The organism is Streptomyces sp. NPDC001536, from assembly GCF_042894505.1.
Classification (GTDB): Bacteria; Actinomycetota; Actinomycetes; order Streptomycetales; family Streptomycetaceae; genus Streptomyces.
In genome coordinates this window covers 761,668-778,892 of the sequence record NZ_JBIAVQ010000002.1, presented here as the reverse complement: position 1 = coordinate 778,892, position 17,225 = coordinate 761,668, and the positions used below count along the sequence as shown (strand labels likewise).

12 protein-coding genes are annotated in these 17,225 nt (G+C 71.1%); 11 read left to right on the top strand and 1 reads right to left on the bottom strand.

Going from position 1 to position 17,225, the window contains the following annotated elements:
• Positions 1-112 precede the first annotated feature (112 nt).
• The 7 genes from ACFY0U_RS08540 (at position 113) to ACFY0U_RS08510 (ending at position 11,582) form a co-directional block, all read left to right on the top strand.
• A complete protein-coding gene (locus tag ACFY0U_RS08540) occupies positions 113-1,618 on the top strand; it encodes a DUF4192 domain-containing protein (RefSeq protein ID WP_388632155.1) in 1,506 nt (501 codons plus the stop codon).
• Positions 1,619-2,418: 800 nt separating this feature from the next.
• Positions 2,419-4,335, top strand: coding sequence for a glycogen debranching N-terminal domain-containing protein (locus ACFY0U_RS08535; protein WP_388632390.1), 1,917 nt, complete (start codon positions 2,419-2,421; stop codon positions 4,333-4,335).
• A gap of 128 nt (positions 4,336-4,463) precedes the next feature.
• On the top strand, positions 4,464-5,222 hold the full coding sequence (locus tag ACFY0U_RS08530) for an NUDIX domain-containing protein (protein ID WP_388632152.1): 759 nt from the start codon (positions 4,464-4,466) through the stop codon (positions 5,220-5,222).
• 172 nt (positions 5,223-5,394) lie between these two features.
• Entirely contained in the window at positions 5,395-7,590 is a 2,196-nt protein-coding gene (locus ACFY0U_RS08525; protein WP_388632149.1) for an ATP-binding cassette domain-containing protein, read from the top strand.
• Positions 7,591-7,752: 162 nt separating this feature from the next.
• Positions 7,753-8,640: a FadR/GntR family transcriptional regulator gene (locus tag ACFY0U_RS08520; RefSeq protein ID WP_388632146.1), complete on the top strand. Its 888-nt coding sequence runs from the start codon at positions 7,753-7,755 to the stop codon at positions 8,638-8,640.
• A 418-nt stretch (positions 8,641-9,058) separates the two neighbouring features.
• Positions 9,059-10,594 (top strand): RNA polymerase sigma factor, encoded by a 1,536-nt coding sequence (locus ACFY0U_RS08515; RefSeq protein ID WP_388632144.1) that lies wholly within the window; start codon positions 9,059-9,061, stop codon positions 10,592-10,594.
• A 130-nt stretch (positions 10,595-10,724) separates the two neighbouring features.
• Positions 10,725-11,582 carry a S1 family peptidase gene (locus tag ACFY0U_RS08510; protein ID WP_388632142.1) on the top strand — a complete coding sequence of 286 codons (858 nt, stop codon included), beginning with the start codon at positions 10,725-10,727 and terminating at the stop codon, positions 11,580-11,582.
• A 111-nt stretch (positions 11,583-11,693) separates the two neighbouring features.
• On the opposite strand, the gene ACFY0U_RS08505 is transcribed toward ACFY0U_RS08510, so the two are convergent.
• Positions 11,694-11,924: a hypothetical protein gene (locus ACFY0U_RS08505; RefSeq protein ID WP_345656085.1), complete on the bottom strand. Its 231-nt coding sequence runs from the start codon at positions 11,922-11,924 to the stop codon at positions 11,694-11,696.
• 440 nt (positions 11,925-12,364) lie between these two features.
• Here ACFY0U_RS08505 and ACFY0U_RS08500 point away from each other — a divergent pair, with 440 nt between their 5' ends.
• The 4 genes from ACFY0U_RS08500 (at position 12,365) to ACFY0U_RS08485 (ending at position 17,217) form a co-directional block, all read left to right on the top strand.
• Positions 12,365-14,485, top strand: coding sequence for a type IIA DNA topoisomerase subunit B (locus ACFY0U_RS08500; RefSeq protein WP_388632138.1), 2,121 nt, complete (start codon positions 12,365-12,367; stop codon positions 14,483-14,485).
• Positions 14,486-14,864: 379 nt separating this feature from the next.
• Positions 14,865-15,389 carry a DUF1453 domain-containing protein gene (locus tag ACFY0U_RS08495; RefSeq protein ID WP_388632135.1) on the top strand — a complete coding sequence of 175 codons (525 nt, stop codon included), beginning with the start codon at positions 14,865-14,867 and terminating at the stop codon, positions 15,387-15,389.
• The gene (locus ACFY0U_RS08490) at positions 15,386-16,537 is read left to right on the top strand and encodes a sensor histidine kinase (RefSeq protein ID WP_388632133.1); all 1,152 of its coding nucleotides are present in this window, start codon (positions 15,386-15,388) and stop codon (positions 16,535-16,537) included. The genes ACFY0U_RS08495 and ACFY0U_RS08490 overlap by 4 nt, the downstream gene beginning before the upstream one ends.
• A complete protein-coding gene (locus tag ACFY0U_RS08485) occupies positions 16,534-17,217 on the top strand; it encodes a response regulator (RefSeq protein WP_388632130.1) in 684 nt (227 codons plus the stop codon). The genes ACFY0U_RS08490 and ACFY0U_RS08485 overlap by 4 nt, the downstream gene beginning before the upstream one ends.
• The last annotated feature ends 8 nt before the right edge of the window (positions 17,218-17,225 follow it).

The window sequence follows — 17,225 nt, the reverse complement described above, 5'->3', positions numbered from 1 at the left end:
GGGGACGAACCTGTGGACGGAGCGCCGCGGTCAAGATCTGAATTGACGTGTCCCTGGTCGAGGTTATCCACAGGGCAAAGCGGAACTTCATGATCCGCGAGATCGTCTGCGCATGACGAACCACAGCGAAACGACTGGATCACCCGAAAACGGCGACGCGGCGGGGCCCGAGCCGCGCGCACACCATGGTGCGCAGGGCGGCCCCGCGACGCCCATGGGCCACCTCGACTGCACCACCTACGACGGCCACGGCGGCGAGCATCAGGTGACGCTGCGCACCCCGGCCGAACTGGCCGACGCCCTGCCGTATCTGCTCGGATACCGCCCCGAGGACAGCATCGTCCTGGTCGCCCTCCACGACAGGGGCGGACGGGGCCGCTTCGGGGGCCGGGCCCGGCTCGGCATCCCCGGCAGCACCGACGACTGGCCCGCCGTGGCGCGGCAGCTGGCGCACGGACTGGTCACCGGCAGTGAACGCAGGGGAGCCCGCCCCGAGCAGATGGTCGCCTACCTCTGCCAGGAGCCGGGGAAGGGCGAGTCCGGCAGGCAGGTGATGGAGCGGCTGCGGGGGCTCGCCCAGAAGCTGCGCGTCGAGTGCGGCCTCCTCGACGTGCCGGTGATCGAGGCGCTGTGCATTTCGGACGGCCGCTTCTGGTCCTACTGCTGCGGGAGCGAAGAGTGCTGCCCGCCCGAGGGGGAGGCGATGGGGCTGCCCGGCACGTCCGTCCTGGCGGCCGCAGCCACCTACGCCGGGCTCCAGGTACGCGGCACCCTCAGGGAGTTGCGGGGCAGGCTGCTGCCCTGGGAGAACGCCTCCGCCCTGGCTCAGGAGATCGCGCTGGACACGGGCAGCATGGCCATCGTCCCGAGGATCATCGACGGCGCGAGCCGCGCGGGTGTGGCCGAGGAGACGCTCCAGCTGGCGAGGCAGATCATGCAGCGCTTCGCGCTGGCTCCGGCCGTGTCCGGCACCCTCACGGAGGATCTCCGCGACGATCAACTGCTCGACCACGACGAGGCCGCGACGCTCATTCTCGGTCTCCAGGACCGCACCACTCGCGACCGCGCGGCCGAGTGGATGGAGGGCGACGAGGCCGTCCTCGCGCTCCGGCTGTGGCGGGCACTGGCCCGGCGCTGTGTCGGCCCGTACGGCGAACACGCCGCCGCGCCCCTCACCCTTGCCGGCTGGGTCGCCTGGTCCACAGGCGACGACCTGGAGGCCAGGGAAGCCTTGGCCATGGCACTCGGCGCGGACCCCGAATACCTCTTCGCGCGGCTGCTGCACCAGGCCTGCAACGAGGGCTTGGACCCGGAGTCCATCCGCCGATGTCTGCGTGCGGAACGGGGGGACAGGGAACAGCAGGACGGCGGAAGTGCCGAAGGCGCCGAGGCGGACGACGTGGACGGGCCTACACCCTGCGCCACACCGGCTGCCGGACGCCGACGCAGGACGCGATCCGGTGACGCCGCCGACGCCAGGGCGCAGGGACACGGGGCGAACGGTTCCCGTCCTCGTACGCCGACGGCGGGAGGCACGAGGCCGCTGGCCGCGCGGGTGAACCGCACGCGGAAGAGGGCGGTGCGGAGTCGGGGCGGTGACAGTGACGGTGACGTGTGAGCAGGAGCAGCCGGTAGGCAGGTTCATTCCGGCATCCAAGGGGCTTGGGCTGTCCGGTCCTGAGTCCTCGGGGCATCTCTGCACGGCGGCCAACGCTGTCGGCCATGGCACTTGGCGGCCTCGAACACCGCCCTTAGGCACATCAGTCGGTGTCCAAGGGCCTCGGCCGACCGCACACCGAACTCAGATATGTCGGCCCATGCCCTGCCCAGAGGGCTTCGGCCGACCCGACCGGCCCGGGGTAGAGCGACCCATACCGGCCCCCGGCTGCCCGACACCGCCGCCGTACCCGCCGCCATTCGGTCGGCTCGGCCGGTCGCAGGCGTGACCCCGAGGAGCCCTGTTCCGTTCACCTGAGTGGCGGTACGCCTGGACGGGCCTTGCCGGTGTGCCGCCCAGGCCGTTCAGGAACCTCCACCCCGACGCCGACCACGCCCGAGGCGCACAGAGCGCAGAAGAAGCCGCCCATGTATCAGCCGACTCCGCCCTCCACCGCCGACGACAACCGCTCCGCCGCGGGCGGAACAGGACCGCATACAGGCCTGCCACCGCACGCGGACGGCGCCGACCGGCATGCGCCGGAAGGCCCGAGCGGACCCTCTGCCTCTCCCGAACAGGATCGATACGGGCCCACGTCGTCCGAGGAGGGTGCGACGTCCGCCCGGCCGACGGGCCGGGTCGCACGCCCTGGTCCGGTGACGGCTCCGGGCCCAGGTCGTCCACCGGCTTCACCTGGCCATGGCAGCCCCCTTCCGCCACCCCGTCGCCCCGTCGACCTGCCGTCCGCCCACACCGCCCTGATCTGCATCGCCCTTCCGGGCCTCGCGATCTCCACGCAGCAGGGGCAGTTGACCGGACGAGGGCTGGAGGGGTTCTACCGGGCCGGTCGGCGCGTGCTGTCCCGCTGTCAGGTCCGAGTGGCCGGACGCGAACCCGTCGCGGTCCAGTCGCGCATGATCACGGCCGACAGCGCCCGTTTCCTGGGAACCGTGCGGACCTCCGCGCACACCGGCCCGGACCCGGACGTCGTCGTCGAGCGCGTCCGTCACGCGGACGGCACTGAACGGATCACCCTGCACAGCTCGGCCCCGCGCCCGCTGCGCCTACCCGTCGAGGTCGCCCTGGGCACGGACCTGGCCGACCTGGGGGCGATCGCGAGCGGCACCCCCGGACCCGAACTGCCCGCGAGCGTCCACGACGCCGGTCTGCGCTGGTCCTCTCCCGTCGGCAACTCGTCGGTGACGGCGGACCCACAGCCCGCCGATGCGCTGGCCTCGGCCGGACTGTTGCGCTGGGAGCTCGTCCTGCCCCCAGGAGGCAGCACGAGCGTGGAGCTGCGGGTCCGCCCGGACGGTGCGGGGCCCGTGCGGGCCGTGGGCCGGGCGGCCACGAGCCCCCTGGCTCCCGCAAGGGCGGCGGGCGACGATCCCCGAGTCCAGGAACTGCTCCGGACAAGCATCGAGGACCTCCAGTCGCTGCTCCTGCGGGACCCCGCGCATCCCACCGATACCCACCTGGCCGCCGGAGCCCCCTGGCGCTGCGGCCTGGCCCCGGCCGAGGCGCTTGCCGCCGCCCGAATGCTCCTCCCCCTCGGCACCCGGCTAGCCGCGGGCACCCTGCGCACCCTTGCCCGCACCCAACTCCGGGGCCCGGGAGCGCAGTCCGGCATGATTCCCGGGCCCCGACGCGACGCGGGCACACATCTCCCGCCGAGCTGCACCGCTACGGAGGCCACGCTGCTCTTCCCGGTACTCCTCGCGGAGGCCCGCCGCTGGGGACTCCCCGATCCCGAGACGGAAGAGCTACTGCCCACGGCAGAACGCTGTCTGACCTGGCTGCTGGCCACCGTGCGCGACGCCCCGTACCTGTGCGACCCCCAGCCCGCCGGTCCGGTCCGCTGCGAGACACAGGCCCATGCCCATCGCGCCGCGCTGCTCGGCGCCGATCTGCTGGACGCCTGCGGCAGACCGGGTGGTGCCGGGCTGCGGCAATGGGCCGAGGAACTGCGGACCGCGTTCCGGGAGGAGTTCTGGATCGACGACGTGGGCGGTGGCCGACCCGCGGCCGCCCGCGCTCCCGACGGCCGACTCGTGCCGCACCTGGGAGCGGCAGCCGTCCACCTCCTCGACACGGGCCTGTTGGGCGGGGGTGAGCGGGCGTCAGGGCTGCTCGACAAGGTGCAGACCGAACAGCTCGCCCGGCTGCTCGGCGGCCCCGCGATGGACTCGGGGTGGGGGCTGCGCGGTCTGGGTGCGAAAGAAGCGGGGTACAACCCGTTCGGCCACCGCGGGGGAGCCGTTCGCACCCATGAGTCGGCCGTGGCCTTCGCCGGCCTGGCCGCCGCGGGTTACGAGAAGGAAGCGGCGTCCCTGTTGCGGGGCACGCTGGCGGCGGCCGAGGCCTTCGGTCACCGGCTGCCCGAGATGTACGCGGGGGAGCAACGCACCGACGGGAGCGCTCCCGTTCCCCATCCGGCGGCGTGCCGGCCCGCGGCCACGGCGGCGGCAGCGGGCGTGCTGTTGCTGACCACGCTCGCGGGCATCCGCCCCGACGCCCCCGCCGGGACCGTCACCCTGCGTCCGGTGCGCAGCGCACCGCTGGGCGAGATCGTCCTGACCGGACTGATGATCGCGGGTGCCCCGTTCTCCGTACGGGTCGGCCGCTTGGGCCTCGCCATGGTGGAGGAGGCGGCCGACGGGCTGCAACTGGGAGTGTGACCTGGTACGACGTGCCGCCGCACGACGACACGGAGGACGGTGGAACCCGCTCGAGCCGCAGTGGATCAGCCATCGAAGCGGCCGCCGAAGGGAGTGTTTATCGTCAGGCAGACGACTATGATCGCCGCATGCCCTACGACCCGTCAGCCTTTCCGCCCTTCGCCGTCACCGTGGACCTGGTCGTGCTGACCGTGCGCCGCCATGCCCTGTGCGCGCTGGCGGTGCGCAGGGGCGAGCCGCCGTTCCAGGGGCGTTGGGCGCTCCCCGGCGGTTTCGTACGGGCCGACGAGGACCTGTCGCAGGCCGCGGCCCGCGAGCTGGCCGAGGAGACCGGGCTGCGCGCCCACGAGCCGGCCGCCCCGGTACAGGACAACGGCGCCCACCTGGAGCAGCTCGCGACGTACGGCGACCCCAAGCGGGACCCCAGGATGCGGGTCGTCAGCGTCGCCCATCTCGCCCTCGCCCCCGACCTGCCCGCACCGCGCGCGGGTGGCGACGCCAGCAACGCCCGCTGGGCGCCGGTCGAGGAGCTGCTGCAGCAGAGCGGTTACGGCCGTGACGGCGAACCGGTCGCGCCGCTCGCCTTCGATCACGCCCAGATCCTGGCCGACGGGGTGGAGCGCGCTCGTTCCAAGATCGAGTACTCGTCGCTCGCGACGGCGTTCTGCCCCACCGAGTTCACCGTCGGCGAGCTGCGCCGCGTCTACGAAGCGGTGTGGGGGGTGGCGCTGGATCCGCGCAACTTCCACCGCAAGGTGACGGGTACGCCGGGCTTCCTCGTCCCCACCGGCGGTACCACCACCCGCCAGGGCGGCCGCCCCGCCCAGCTCTTCCGGGCCGGCGGCGCCACGCTGCTCAACCCGCCGATGCTGCGCCCCGAAGTGTGACGAGCACTCAATCTCCTTCCCGACGGCGCGAGATGTGACGCCGTCGCTGCCGCCTGGGGAGACCTGCCTCGTCGGACGGCGCCGAACATGGGTCCGACCGGGCCGATTTCCGCTGGCGGGACAGGCCTCGCTATGGCCGCAAAACGGGACATAGCGCGCTATCTTGCTACGGGTGATCCAGGCCTTCGGACTGACCAGCAACCCCCGCAAGGAGCTTCCGCCCGCCGTCGACGACGTCTCCTTCGAAGCACGCGCGGGCCGCGTCACCGTGCTGCTCGGCGCTCCGGGGGCGGGTAAGACGACAGCACTCAGACTCATGCTCGAACTCCAACAGGGCCGCGGGGTCACCTACTTCAGAGGCCGCCCCCTGCGCCGGATCGCCCATCCGTCGCGGGAGGTCGGCGTGCTCCTCGGTGATGTGCCGGGGCACTCCGCCCGCACGGTCCGCGGCCATCTGCGCATGCTGTGCGCCGCCGCGGGCGTCCCGGTGCGCCGCGCCGACGAAGTGCTCGAGGTCGTCGGCCTCGTCAGTCTGCGCGAGGAACGCCTCGGCACCCTCGCGCGCGGAATGGACCGCCGTCTCGGTCTGGCCTGCGCCCTGCTGTCCGACCCGCACACACTCGTCCTCGACGACCCTGCCGACGGCCTCTCCGCCCGCGAGGGCCGCTGGCTGCACGGCATACTGCGTGCCCACGCGTCCCAGGGCGGCACGGTCCTGATCACCACGACCGACCCCAAGGAGGCGGCCCGCACCGCAGACCGGGTCGTCACGCTGGAGGCGGGCCGGCTCGTCGCCGACCAGGAGGCCGCCGACTTCTCCCGCACCCGCCTGCGCCCCCGGGTCGCCGTCCGGACCCCGCACGCGGCCCGCCTCGCAACCCTTCTCGCCAAAGAGGCCCGCACGGCACAGCGCTCCGTCGAGGTCGTACGGGAGGGCGGCAGCCGTCTCTCCGTGTACGGCAGTACCTGCGCCGACGTCGGCGAGACCGCGTTCCGCCACGGCATCCTCGTACACCAACTCGCGGACGAGATCGGCGACATGGGTCCCGGAGCGGGAGCGGATCCGTCGGAGACGCTGCGGGGCACCCAGGGCGGGCGCTGGCCCGACGCGATCCGGGAGCCCGCCGCCGTACACGATCCCGCCTCAGCCGGTGCACCCGGAACCTCGGATGCTCCGCCGATGCCGTCTGCCGACGAGCCGGGATCGGACAGGATCGCCTGCGGTCCCGAAGCCTCGGACGGAGCCGACCGGTCGCCGTCGGCCGTTGCTCGCGAGGGCCATCTCGATCCGGCTGGGACCGAGGAGGTGCCGTCGTCGTCGCCACGGGACGGTCAGGCCGACCAGGAGGGAGCCGACGAGGCGCGGCTCGTCGCCGAGGCCGACCATCCAGGAGTCCACGAAACCGACGCTGCGGGGGCAGCCGACGTCAGCGACCGGGCGGACACCTCAGTCAACGGCGCCACCACTCGGCAACCTTCCGCCTGCGCCACACCCCACCCGGCCAGGAGTGCCGTGCCTCAGGGCCCCTCACGGCCCCGGTCCGCTGCCGGAGCCATCACGCTCTCCGAACTCCCGCCCCCCATCTCCGTCCGCCCCGCCCCCAGCCCGCTCCGTCCGCTGCGGTACGAGGTGCGTCGTGCCGCCGGGGTCGGGACCGGGTTCCTCACCGGGGCCGCCGTACTCGTCGTCTCCGCCCTGACCGCCGCACTCCTCGCCCGTGTCGGTCATACCCCCCAGCACCGCCTGCTGGCGGCGTGGCCGCAGGAGCTGCCATTGCCGCCCGCGGCGCTGGGCGCGGGGCTGCTCGGGGCGTTCGCCTTCGGCGATGAGTTCCGCCACCCCGCCCTGGCGGCGGACCGCGGCACCGTGCCCCGCAGACTGGGGCTGCTCGCGGCCAAACTCGTCGTCTCCGCGGCCACCGCGCTGCTGCTGGCCTTTCTCACGGTGGGCTGCGACGCCGAAGTGCTCTATCTCCTCTACGGACGGGAGCTCGCGCAAGTTCCCGCCGACTGGCTGCCGCTGAGCGCGAGTTGGCTCGGGCTCGTGGTCGGGTGCGCCTGGGCCGGTGTGCTGGCCGCCGGGATCTTCCGGTCCACCACGGCCGGGCTGGCGGCGGTGGTCGCGGTGCCCGTCCTGGTCGTACCCCTCGTACAAAAGGCCTTGGAGGGACCGGCTGTGCGGACGGCGGCCGGGTTTCCGCTGCGGCTGCGTGAGGGGCTTCTGCTGCAGTGGCCCTTCGGTGGAGAGCGCTATCTTTCCGCCGCGGCGCGCATGATCGCTCAACCCGTGGGTGGTGCGCTGACGTTGTCGTTGATGGCCCTGCTCTGCGCATATGTGCTCACGACCCTGCGAAGCAGGGTCCGATGACGACCGTCCGCGCCCGTCCGGCACTGCTCTGCGCACAACTCCCCGTGGAAAGCCCATTTCTTTCCGATAAGGCGTCAATTGCGACGGGGTGAGCGATCACCCTTTCGTGTGCTTTTCACCAAAGACCTCAAGGCAGTTGAGGACGGCGCCGACAAAGGATCCGTGAGTACCCTTGCGCACACCATGATGACCGCCGCCCGCTCCGCAGACTCCGGCCTCGCCGGCCCGGGCGAACTCGACCGCTACCCCTATGCCGAGGCGCCCGCCGCCGACCGTGTCGGGGTGTCCGCCTGGGACGCCGCGGACCCCGAGCTGGGCCGCGTGGGCCGACGCGCCGCGGGCAGCCGTGGACGCGGACTGCACGGCCAACTCGTCCAGCAGCTGGGCCAGATGATCGTTTCGGGCGACCTGGGCGCCGACCGCCCGCTGGTCCCCGAGGAGATCGGCCAGCGTTTCGAGGTCTCCCGCACCGTCGTCCGTGAGTCCCTCCGCGTCCTGGAGGCCAAGGGCCTGGTCAGCGCCCGCCCGAACGTCGGCACGCGCGTGCGCCCTGTCAGCGACTGGAACCTGCTCGACCCGGACATCATCGAGTGGCGGGCCTTCGGGCCGCAGCGCGACGACCAGCGCCGCGAGCTGAACGAGCTGCGCTGGACGATCGAACCGCTCGCCGCGCGCCTGGCCGCCGGGCACGGGCGCGACGACGTCCAGCAGCGGCTCTCCGACATGGTCGAGATCATGGGGCACGCCATGGCGCAGGGTGACGCGCTCACCTTCTCCCGCGCGGACGCCGAGTTCCACTCCCTGCTCATCCAGGTCGCGGGCAACCGCATGCTGGAGCACCTTTCGGGGATCGTCTCGGCGGCCCTTCAGGTCTCCGGCGGCCCGGTCACGGGATGCGAGAGGCCGAACGAGGCGTCGCTGGTGCAGCACGGCAGGATCGTCGACGCCCTCGCCACCGGCGACGGGACCGCGGCCGAGGCGGCCGTACGGCAACTGCTCACCATTCATCCTGAGGTCGAGCGCGTGGTGCCGGCGCCGCGCGAGCACTGACCACGCACCGCGGGCGGTACGGCCGGAGGGTGCCTCCCCCTCCTGGGCATCGTTCGGCCGGTGAACCGTCCCCCCGTCGGACCCCGCAGGATCCTTCGGATTCCTGCGGGGTCCGACGGTGCGACAGGGTGGCTCCTCCCTCGAAGCGCCCGCTGCTGACCACCTCTGTACGTGTCTGACCGTTTTTGAACGCTTACGGGGTGTGACTCGGGCCACGCAGATTGGGCGTAACGCTCGTGGAAACAACGCGATGACCTAAGAGGTGACAGCCGCGGAGGGAATACGGACGCCATGAAAGGCGCTGTGCATCTTCCCGGCCCCCGCCCGCACCGTCGGCCCACCCCCATGGCCGGTGGTCGGTTCCTGTCCATCCCGGACGGGGCCGGAAGCCGTTTTCCAACGTTCCGAGAGGTTGTTCGTGTCGGCCAGCACATCCCGTACGCTCCCGCCGGAGATCGCCGAGTCCGTCTCTGTCATGGCTCTCATTGAGCGGGGAAAGGCTGAGGGGCAGATCGCCGGCGATGACGTGCGTCGGGCCTTCGAAGCTGACCAGATTCCGGCCACTCAGTGGAAGAACGTACTGCGCAGCCTCAACCAGATCCTCGAGGAAGAGGGTGTGACGCTGATGGTCAGTGCCGCGGAGCCCAAGCGCACCCGAAAGAGCGTCGCAGCGAAGAGTCCGGCCAAGCGCACCGCCACCAAGACGGTCGCTGCGAAGACGGTGACCACGAAGAAGGCCACCGCAACCGCCACCCCGGCGGCGCCCGCCGCCGAGGCCTCCGTCGAGGACGAGGCGCCCGTGAAGAAGGCCGCCGCCAAGAAGACGACGACCGCCAAGAAGGCGGTCGCGAAGAAGACCGTCGCCAAGAAGGCGACAGCGAAGAAGACGACCTCCGGCAAGGACGACGCCGAGGGCGCCGAGGACGAGGTCCTCGAGGAGATCAAGCCCGGCGAAGAGGAAGAGGAGGGCGGCGAGACCAAGGGCTTCGTCCTCTCCGACGACGACGAGGACGACGCGCCTGCTCAGCAGGTCGCCGTGGCCGGTGCCACCGCCGACCCCGTCAAGGACTACCTCAAGCAGATCGGTAAGGTCCCGCTGCTCAACGCCGAGCAGGAGGTCGAGCTCGCCAAGCGCATCGAGGCCGGTCTGTTCGCCGAGGACAAGCTGTCCAACGCCGACAAGCTGGCCCCGAAGCTCAAGCGCGAGCTGGAGATCATCGCCGAGGACGGCCGCCGCGCCAAGAACCACCTCCTGGAGGCCAACCTCCGTCTGGTGGTCTCCCTGGCCAAGCGCTACACCGGCCGCGGCATGCTCTTCCTGGACCTGATCCAGGAGGGCAACCTCGGTCTGATCCGCGCGGTCGAGAAGTTCGACTACACCAAGGGCTACAAGTTCTCCACGTACGCCACCTGGTGGATCCGTCAGGCGATCACCCGCGCGATGGCCGACCAGGCCCGCACCATCCGTATCCCGGTGCACATGGTCGAGGTCATCAACAAGCTCGCGCGCGTGCAGCGTCAGATGCTCCAGGACCTGGGCCGCGAGCCCACCCCGGAGGAGCTGGCCAAGGAACTCGACATGACCCCCGAGAAGGTCATCGAGGTCCAGAAGTACGGCCGCGAGCCGATCTCCCTCCACACGCCCCTGGGCGAGGACGGCGACAGCGAGTTCGGTGACCTCATCGAGGACTCCGAGGCCGTCGTCCCGGCCGACGCGGTCAGCTTCACGCTGCTGCAGGAGCAGCTGCACTCCGTCCTGGACACCCTGTCCGAGCGCGAGGCCGGTGTGGTCTCGATGCGCTTCGGTCTCACCGATGGTCAGCCGAAGACCCTCGACGAGATCGGCAAGGTGTACGGCGTGACGCGCGAGCGCATCCGTCAGATCGAGTCCAAGACCATGTCGAAGCTGCGCCATCCGTCGCGTTCGCAGGTGCTGCGCGACTACCTCGACTAGGTCGCGGTCGTACGACGTCGAAGGCCCGGTTCTCCTGAGGGGAGCCGGGCCTTCGTGCTGAGCGGGTGCGCGTCGAGCTGCAGTGGATCACTCTGGGTGTCCCATGACCACCCCAGAGTGAGGAACGTGCATGCGTCGTCCTTTTGCCCGGGCGCTGACCCGGTCGCTGATCCTGGCGGCCGCAGCGGGCGCCATACCGCTGGTGTCCGCCGTCCCTGTGGCCGCCGACAGTGTCGTCGTCGGCGGGTTCCCCGTCGACATCTCCGAGGGGCCGTGGACCGTGGCACTGTCCAGCCGTGACCGCTTCGGGGGTACTCGCGCGGGGCAGTTCTGCGGCGGTGTGGCCGTCGGCCGGACCACCGTGCTCACCGCGGCCCACTGTCTGGGCGAGGACGTCCTGGGGGCGCCGCCGGACCGGGTGCGCGATCTCAAGGTCATCGCGGGCCGTACGGATCTGCTCTCGGACCAGGGGCAGGAGATCCCCGTCCGTGACACCTGGGTGAACCCCGGATACGACGCGAGGAGCAACGCCGGAGACTTCGCGGTCCTCAGACTCGCCAAGCCGGTGGCGGACACCTCCGTCATCGCGATGGCGCCCCCCGGTGACGCGGCGTACGAGCCGGGGACGGCCGCCACCGTCTACGGCTGGGGCGACGCCACGGGGGGCGGTGACTACGCGCGCAGTCTGCGGGCGGCACGCCTGCATGTGCTGGCCGACGCTCTCTGTGAGCGCGCTTACCCGGGCAGCGCCGACGGCACTTATGCCTCCGACACGATGCTGTGTGCCGGGGAGGACGAGGGGGGTGTCGACGCCTGCCAGGGGGACAGCGGCGGGCCACTCGTCGCCCAGGGGAAGCTCGTCGGGCTCGTGTCCTGGGGGAGTGGCTGCGGTCGCCCGGGCAGTCCGGGCGTCTATACGCGCGTGTCTGACGTCATGCGGATGCTCGGGTGGGGCAGTGGTCGGCGAGGGCCGCACGCGGGCTCCTGACGGAGCCTGAGAGCCATTGGTGGCTACGGCGCGGGCGGCCGCCCCTGTCCCCAGGGGCGGCCGCCCGTGTGCCGGCCTGTGCCGGCGCTGGCTCGTCGTGGACGCGAGGTGTCAGCGCTCTTCTTCGTTGGCGGATGCCGGAACGGTCGTCAGCCGCTCCGTCTCGTCCTGTATCTCAGCGGCGATCTTCTTGAGTTCCGGCTCGAACTTGCGGCCATGGTGGGCGCAGAAGAGCAGTTCACCGCCACTGAGCAGGACGACGCGCAGGTATGCCTGGGCGCCGCAGCGGTCGCAGCGATCGGCGGCCGTCAACGGGCTCGCGGGGGTCAGAACAGTAGTCACGTCGCCTCTTCTCTAGCTCGACGAGCTGTCGTACCAGGGTCAACATCCAACCAGCCCCAAAACGTTCCCGCTCAGGGCTTCTCCTCGAAAAAAATCTTCGAGGCCGGCTGTCTGCTGCCGGTTGGCGGCGAATGTGCCGTATTGCGTGTCTATGTGTCTTACGGGTTCGCTCTTGCTGTCAATGTCCGTCCTCCCGGCTGGGTTGCCGGTTGTTCATGAGGACGTGCCCGGAGCCTAAATGGTTCATGCCTCGAAGGGAACGTGATATGTACTTCACTCCAACGAGGGATCGAACACGTATGCGACTCTGGACTATCGTGAGTTCGGACGAGGGTGGCGTTACAACGGCTCTACCAGGCCTCGGTACCCTCTTGGCGGCGACCGAAGCCGCGCCCTTACCCACAAGGGCCACATCTGAAATTCAGCGAGGAGCGAACCGCGTGACCGCCGAGACGTCCGTGCCGTCCACAGCGCTGCTGGCAGGAGCAGACCGGGACGGTTCCAACTACACCGCGCGGCACCTGCTCGTCCTCGAGGGGCTCGAGGCCGTGCGCAAGCGCCCCGGTATGTACATCGGCTCGACCGACAGTCGAGGCCTGATGCACTGCCTCTGGGAAATCATCGACAACTCCGTGGACGAGGCCCTCGGGGGCTACTGCGACCACATCGAGGTCATCCTGCACGATGACGCCTCGGTGGAGGTCCGGGACAACGGCCGGGGCATCCCGGTCGACGTCGAGCCCAAGACCGGCCTGTCCGGCGTCGAGGTCGTCATGACCAAGCTGCACGCCGGCGGCAAGTTCGGCGGCGGGTCGTACGCGGCCTCCGGCGGCCTGCACGGCGTCGGTGCCTCCGTGGTGAACGCCCTGTCCGCCCGGCTGGACGTCGAGGTGGACCGTGCCGGGAACACGCACGCGATCAGCTTCCGGCGCGGCGTCCCCGGCGCCTTCGCCGCAACCGGTCCCGACGCCAAGTTCGAGACGGGCGGCCTGCGCAAGACCAAGCGGATCCCCAAGACCCGCACCGGCACGCGCGTGCGGTACTGGGCCGACCGGCAGATCTTCCTCAAGGACGCCAAGCTCTCCCTGGAGAACCTCCACCAGCGCGCCCGTCAGACCGCGTTCCTGGTGCCCGGGCTGACCATCGTCGTCCGTGACGAGTTCGGTCTCGGCGAGGGCGGCAGCAAGGGTGAGGAGTCCTTCCGCTTCGACGGCGGCATCAGCGAGTTCTGCGAGTACCTCGCCAGCGACAAGGCGGTCTGCGACGTCCTCCGCTTCTCCGGCCAGGGCACCTTCAAGGAGACGGTGCCGGTCCTGGACGAGCACGGACAGATGACGCCCACGCAGGTCACCCGGGAACTCGACGTCGATGTCGCCATGCGCTGGGGCACAGGCTACGACACGACGCTGAAGTCGTTCGTGAACATCATCGCGACCCCCAAGGGCGGCACCCACGTCGCGGGCTTCGAGACCGCCGTGACCAGCACCATGAACGAGGTGCTGCGCGGCAAGAAGCTGCTCCGCGTCGCCGAGGACGACATCGTCAAGGACGACGCCCTGGAGGGCCTCACGGCGGTGGTGACGGTGCGACTGGCCGAACCGCAGTTCGAGGGTCAGACCAAGGAGGTCCTCGGTACTTCGGCGGCCCGCCGCATCGTGAACACCGTGATCGCCAGGGAGCTCAAGGCGTTCCTGACGTCCACGAAGCGGGACGCGGCGGCCCAGGCCCGGGTCGTCATGGAGAAGGCGGTCGCCGCCGCGCGCACGCGTATCGCGGCCCGCCAGCACAAGGACGCGCAGCGCCGGAAGACGGCCCTGGAGTCCTCGTCACTGCCCGCCAAGCTCGCCGACTGCCGCAGCGACGACGTCGACCGCAGCGAGCTCTTCATCGTCGAGGGAGACTCCGCGCTCGGTACGGCGAAGCTGGCCCGGAATTCCGAGTTCCAGGCGCTGCTGCCGATCCGCGGCAAGATCCTCAACGTCCAGAAGTCGTCCGTGACCGACATGCTCAAGAACGCCGAGTGCGGCGCGATCATCCAGGTCATAGGAGCGGGGTCGGGGCGGACCTTCGACATCGACGCGGCCCGCTACGGCAAGATCATCATGATGACCGACGCCGATGTGGACGGCTCCCACATCCGCACCCTGCTGCTGACGCTGTTCCAGCGCTACATGCGGCCGATGATCGAGGCGGGCCGGGTGTTCGCGGCGGTGCCGCCGCTGCACCGCATCGAGCTCGTCCAGCCCAAGAAGGGGCAGGACAAGTACGTCTACACGTACTCGGACCGCGAACTGCGCGACAAGCTCATGGAGTTCCAGACGAAGGGCGTTCGGTACAAGGACTCCATCCAGCGGTACAAGGGCCTCGGCGAGATGGACGCCGACCAGCTGGCCGAGACGACCATGGACCCCCGTCACCGCACCCTGCGCCGGGTGAACCTCTCCGACCTGGAGGCCGCCGAGCAGGTCTTCGATCTCCTGATGGGCAACGATGTGGCGCCGCGCAAGGAGTTCATCTCCAGCTCGGCGGCGACGCTGGACCGGTCGCGCATCGACGCGTAGCGCTGCGCCGGGCTCGCCTGGGACTCGGACCGGCGGGGTCCCCGGGCGGGGTCCGGCGGCTGGGCCGGGCGGCTGGGCTTGGCCGTGCCGGTCGGGTGGCTTGGTCGCGCTCGGGTCGGCTCAGCCCAGTCGCGCGTGATCCTGGGACTGGTGCTCGTCTGTATGCGACGGGCGCCGAAGACGTCGGCCTGCGACCCGTCGCCGCCCCGCGCCGGGCCGGCGGCGGGGACTCTCCACCCGTGGGTGGACGCGGCCCCACTCGCGGATCCACCCACGATCCACCCCCACTCCGATCTCCTGACCTGCGAATTTCCGTAGCTTCGAAGGCGTCGGCAGCGCTCGCTGTCGGCACCGTCCTTCTTCGCTCACGGAGGCTCTGATGTCCGGGCTGGTCGACGCGTTTCTGATCGTGGCCGTGGTCGCCCTGGTGATCGCGCGCCAGCTCCGCGCGCAGCGGATAGACGCGGGAGGGCGCTGGTGGCTGCTGCCCGTCGTCCTGGGCGTCGTGGCGCTGCGCGAGCCCGGCGTCGTCGATGCCCGTCACCACACGGCGGCGCTCGTCCTGCTCACCGCTGAGCTGCTCATCGGCCTGGCCACCGGAGCCGCCTGGGCCTGGACCACCCGCATATGGACCGAGCCGGACGGAGCCGTGTGGAGCAGGAGCACCAAGGCGAGCGGAATGGTCTGGTTCGTCGGCATAGCCCTCCGCGTCGGCCTCTACGCCCTCGGCGCCGCACTGGGCGTCCACCAGGAGTCGTCCGCCCTGCTCCTCGCCCTGGCGGCCACACTGCTCGTCCGCTCGGGGATCCTCGCCCTGCGTGCCCGGTCCCTGCACACGGCTCCCGCACAGGCGGCGGCGTACCGTGACGGCGTGCCCCGGCCCGCATGGAAGGAGGGCGTGTGACGGAGAACGCCTGGACACGCTGGCCTTCCAGGGAGGCGCTGGGCCGTGACGGCGCCGCACGGTCCCGGCGGCTGATCGGCTGGGTCGTGCGGCTGCTGGTGATCGGCATGCTGCTGTGGGGCGCGTACGACAGCACTCACGTCCATGGATGGGGTGTGGTCGGGGCCGTTGCGGGAGTTGTGCTGACCGCCTTCGTCGCCTGGGCGTTCTGGCGCGCCACGCTCGCGCACCGGCTGCTGCCGTCGATCGCGCTCATCACCGTGCTCGTGGGGATCGCGGTCGTGGCACAGGCCGCCGGCTTCAGCACGGTGGCTCTCGTCATCTGGTGCGGCTGTGCCATCAGCGCCCTGGAGCGACTGCCCCTCGCTGCCGCACTACCGGTGACGTCGGTCTCCCTCGCGGCCTTCGCCGCGACGAACAACGACGTGTGGCTGACGACCGCGGTGACGGCGGCCGGGCTGGCGCTCGCCGGCTACACCCTGCGCCTCGACGCAGAGGCCCGTGGCCACGCCCAGCGGCTGCTGGCGCAGGAGCGGGCCGCGCGGGCGGCGGAGGCGGAGTCGGCGGCCCTCGCGGAGCGGGCCCGCATCGCACGGGAGATCCACGACGTGCTGGCGCACAGCCTCTCGGCGCAGCTCGTGCATCTGGAGGCCGCCCGGCTGCTGATCGAGCGGGGCGCGGACCGGGAGCAGGTCCTCGAGCGGGTCGTGGCGGCACGGGGGATGGCGCGGGACGGGCTCGCCGAGACCCGGCAGGCTCTCTCGGCGCTGCGGGGGGATCTGACGCCGCTGGAGGACTTTCTGACCCAGCTCGTGGAGACGAGCGGCGATGCCGAGGTCACCATTACGGGTGAGCGCAGGGGCCTGCCGGCCGAAGCCTCGCAGGCTGTCCGCAGAGTGGCTCAGGAGGCACTGACCAATGTCCGCAAGCATGCTCCCGGCGCCAAAGTGCGGTTGCGGCTGGACTACGGCGAACATCAAGTGACCCTGGGCGTACGGGATTCGGGGGGATCGCCGGGCGAACTCACCGCTGCGGGGCCCGGGTACGGTCTGCTGGGCATGCGGGAGCGTGCCGAACTGCTCGGCGGTTCGCTGGAGGCCGGGCCGGACGAGGAGGGGTTCGTGGTGACGCTGAAGGTGCCCGTATGACGGAGGAGGTCCGGGGCAGGACCGCGCGCGTGGTGGTCGCCGACGACCAGACCGTCGTCCGGGAGGGCATCGTGATGCTGCTGGGGCTGCTGCCCGGCGTCGAGGTCGTCGGCGCGGCGGGTGACGGGGACGAGGCGGTGCGGCTCGTCGCCGAACTCGCCCCGGACGTGGTGCTGATGGACCTGCGCATGCCCCGCTGCGACGGCGTGGAGGCGACCCGGCGGATCCGCACCGAGCACCCCGGCACCCAGGTGGTGGTGCTCACCACGTACGCGGACGACGACTCGCTGTTCCCGGCGCTGCGAGCCGGTGCGCGCGGCTATCTGACGAAGGACGCGGGAGGGGACGAGATCGTCAGGGCGGTGCACAGTGTGCTGTCCGGGGACGCAGGGCTGTCGCCGAGCATCCAGCGGCGGTTGCTGGAGCGGCTGTCGGAACCCGAGACGCGGCCGGCCGAGCCGGTGGAGGCGCCGGACGGGCTCACGGGGCGGGAGACCGAGGTGCTGGTGCTGATCGCCGAAGGGCTCAGCAACCAGGAGATCGCCAGAAGCCTGCATGTCTCCACCGCGACCGTGAAGACGCACATCAACAACCTGTTCGCGAAGACGGGGCTCAAGGACCGGGCGCAGGCGGTGCGTTACGCGTACGCGAAGGGACTTGTGCGGCCTCCGGCGGGTTGAGTCACCTG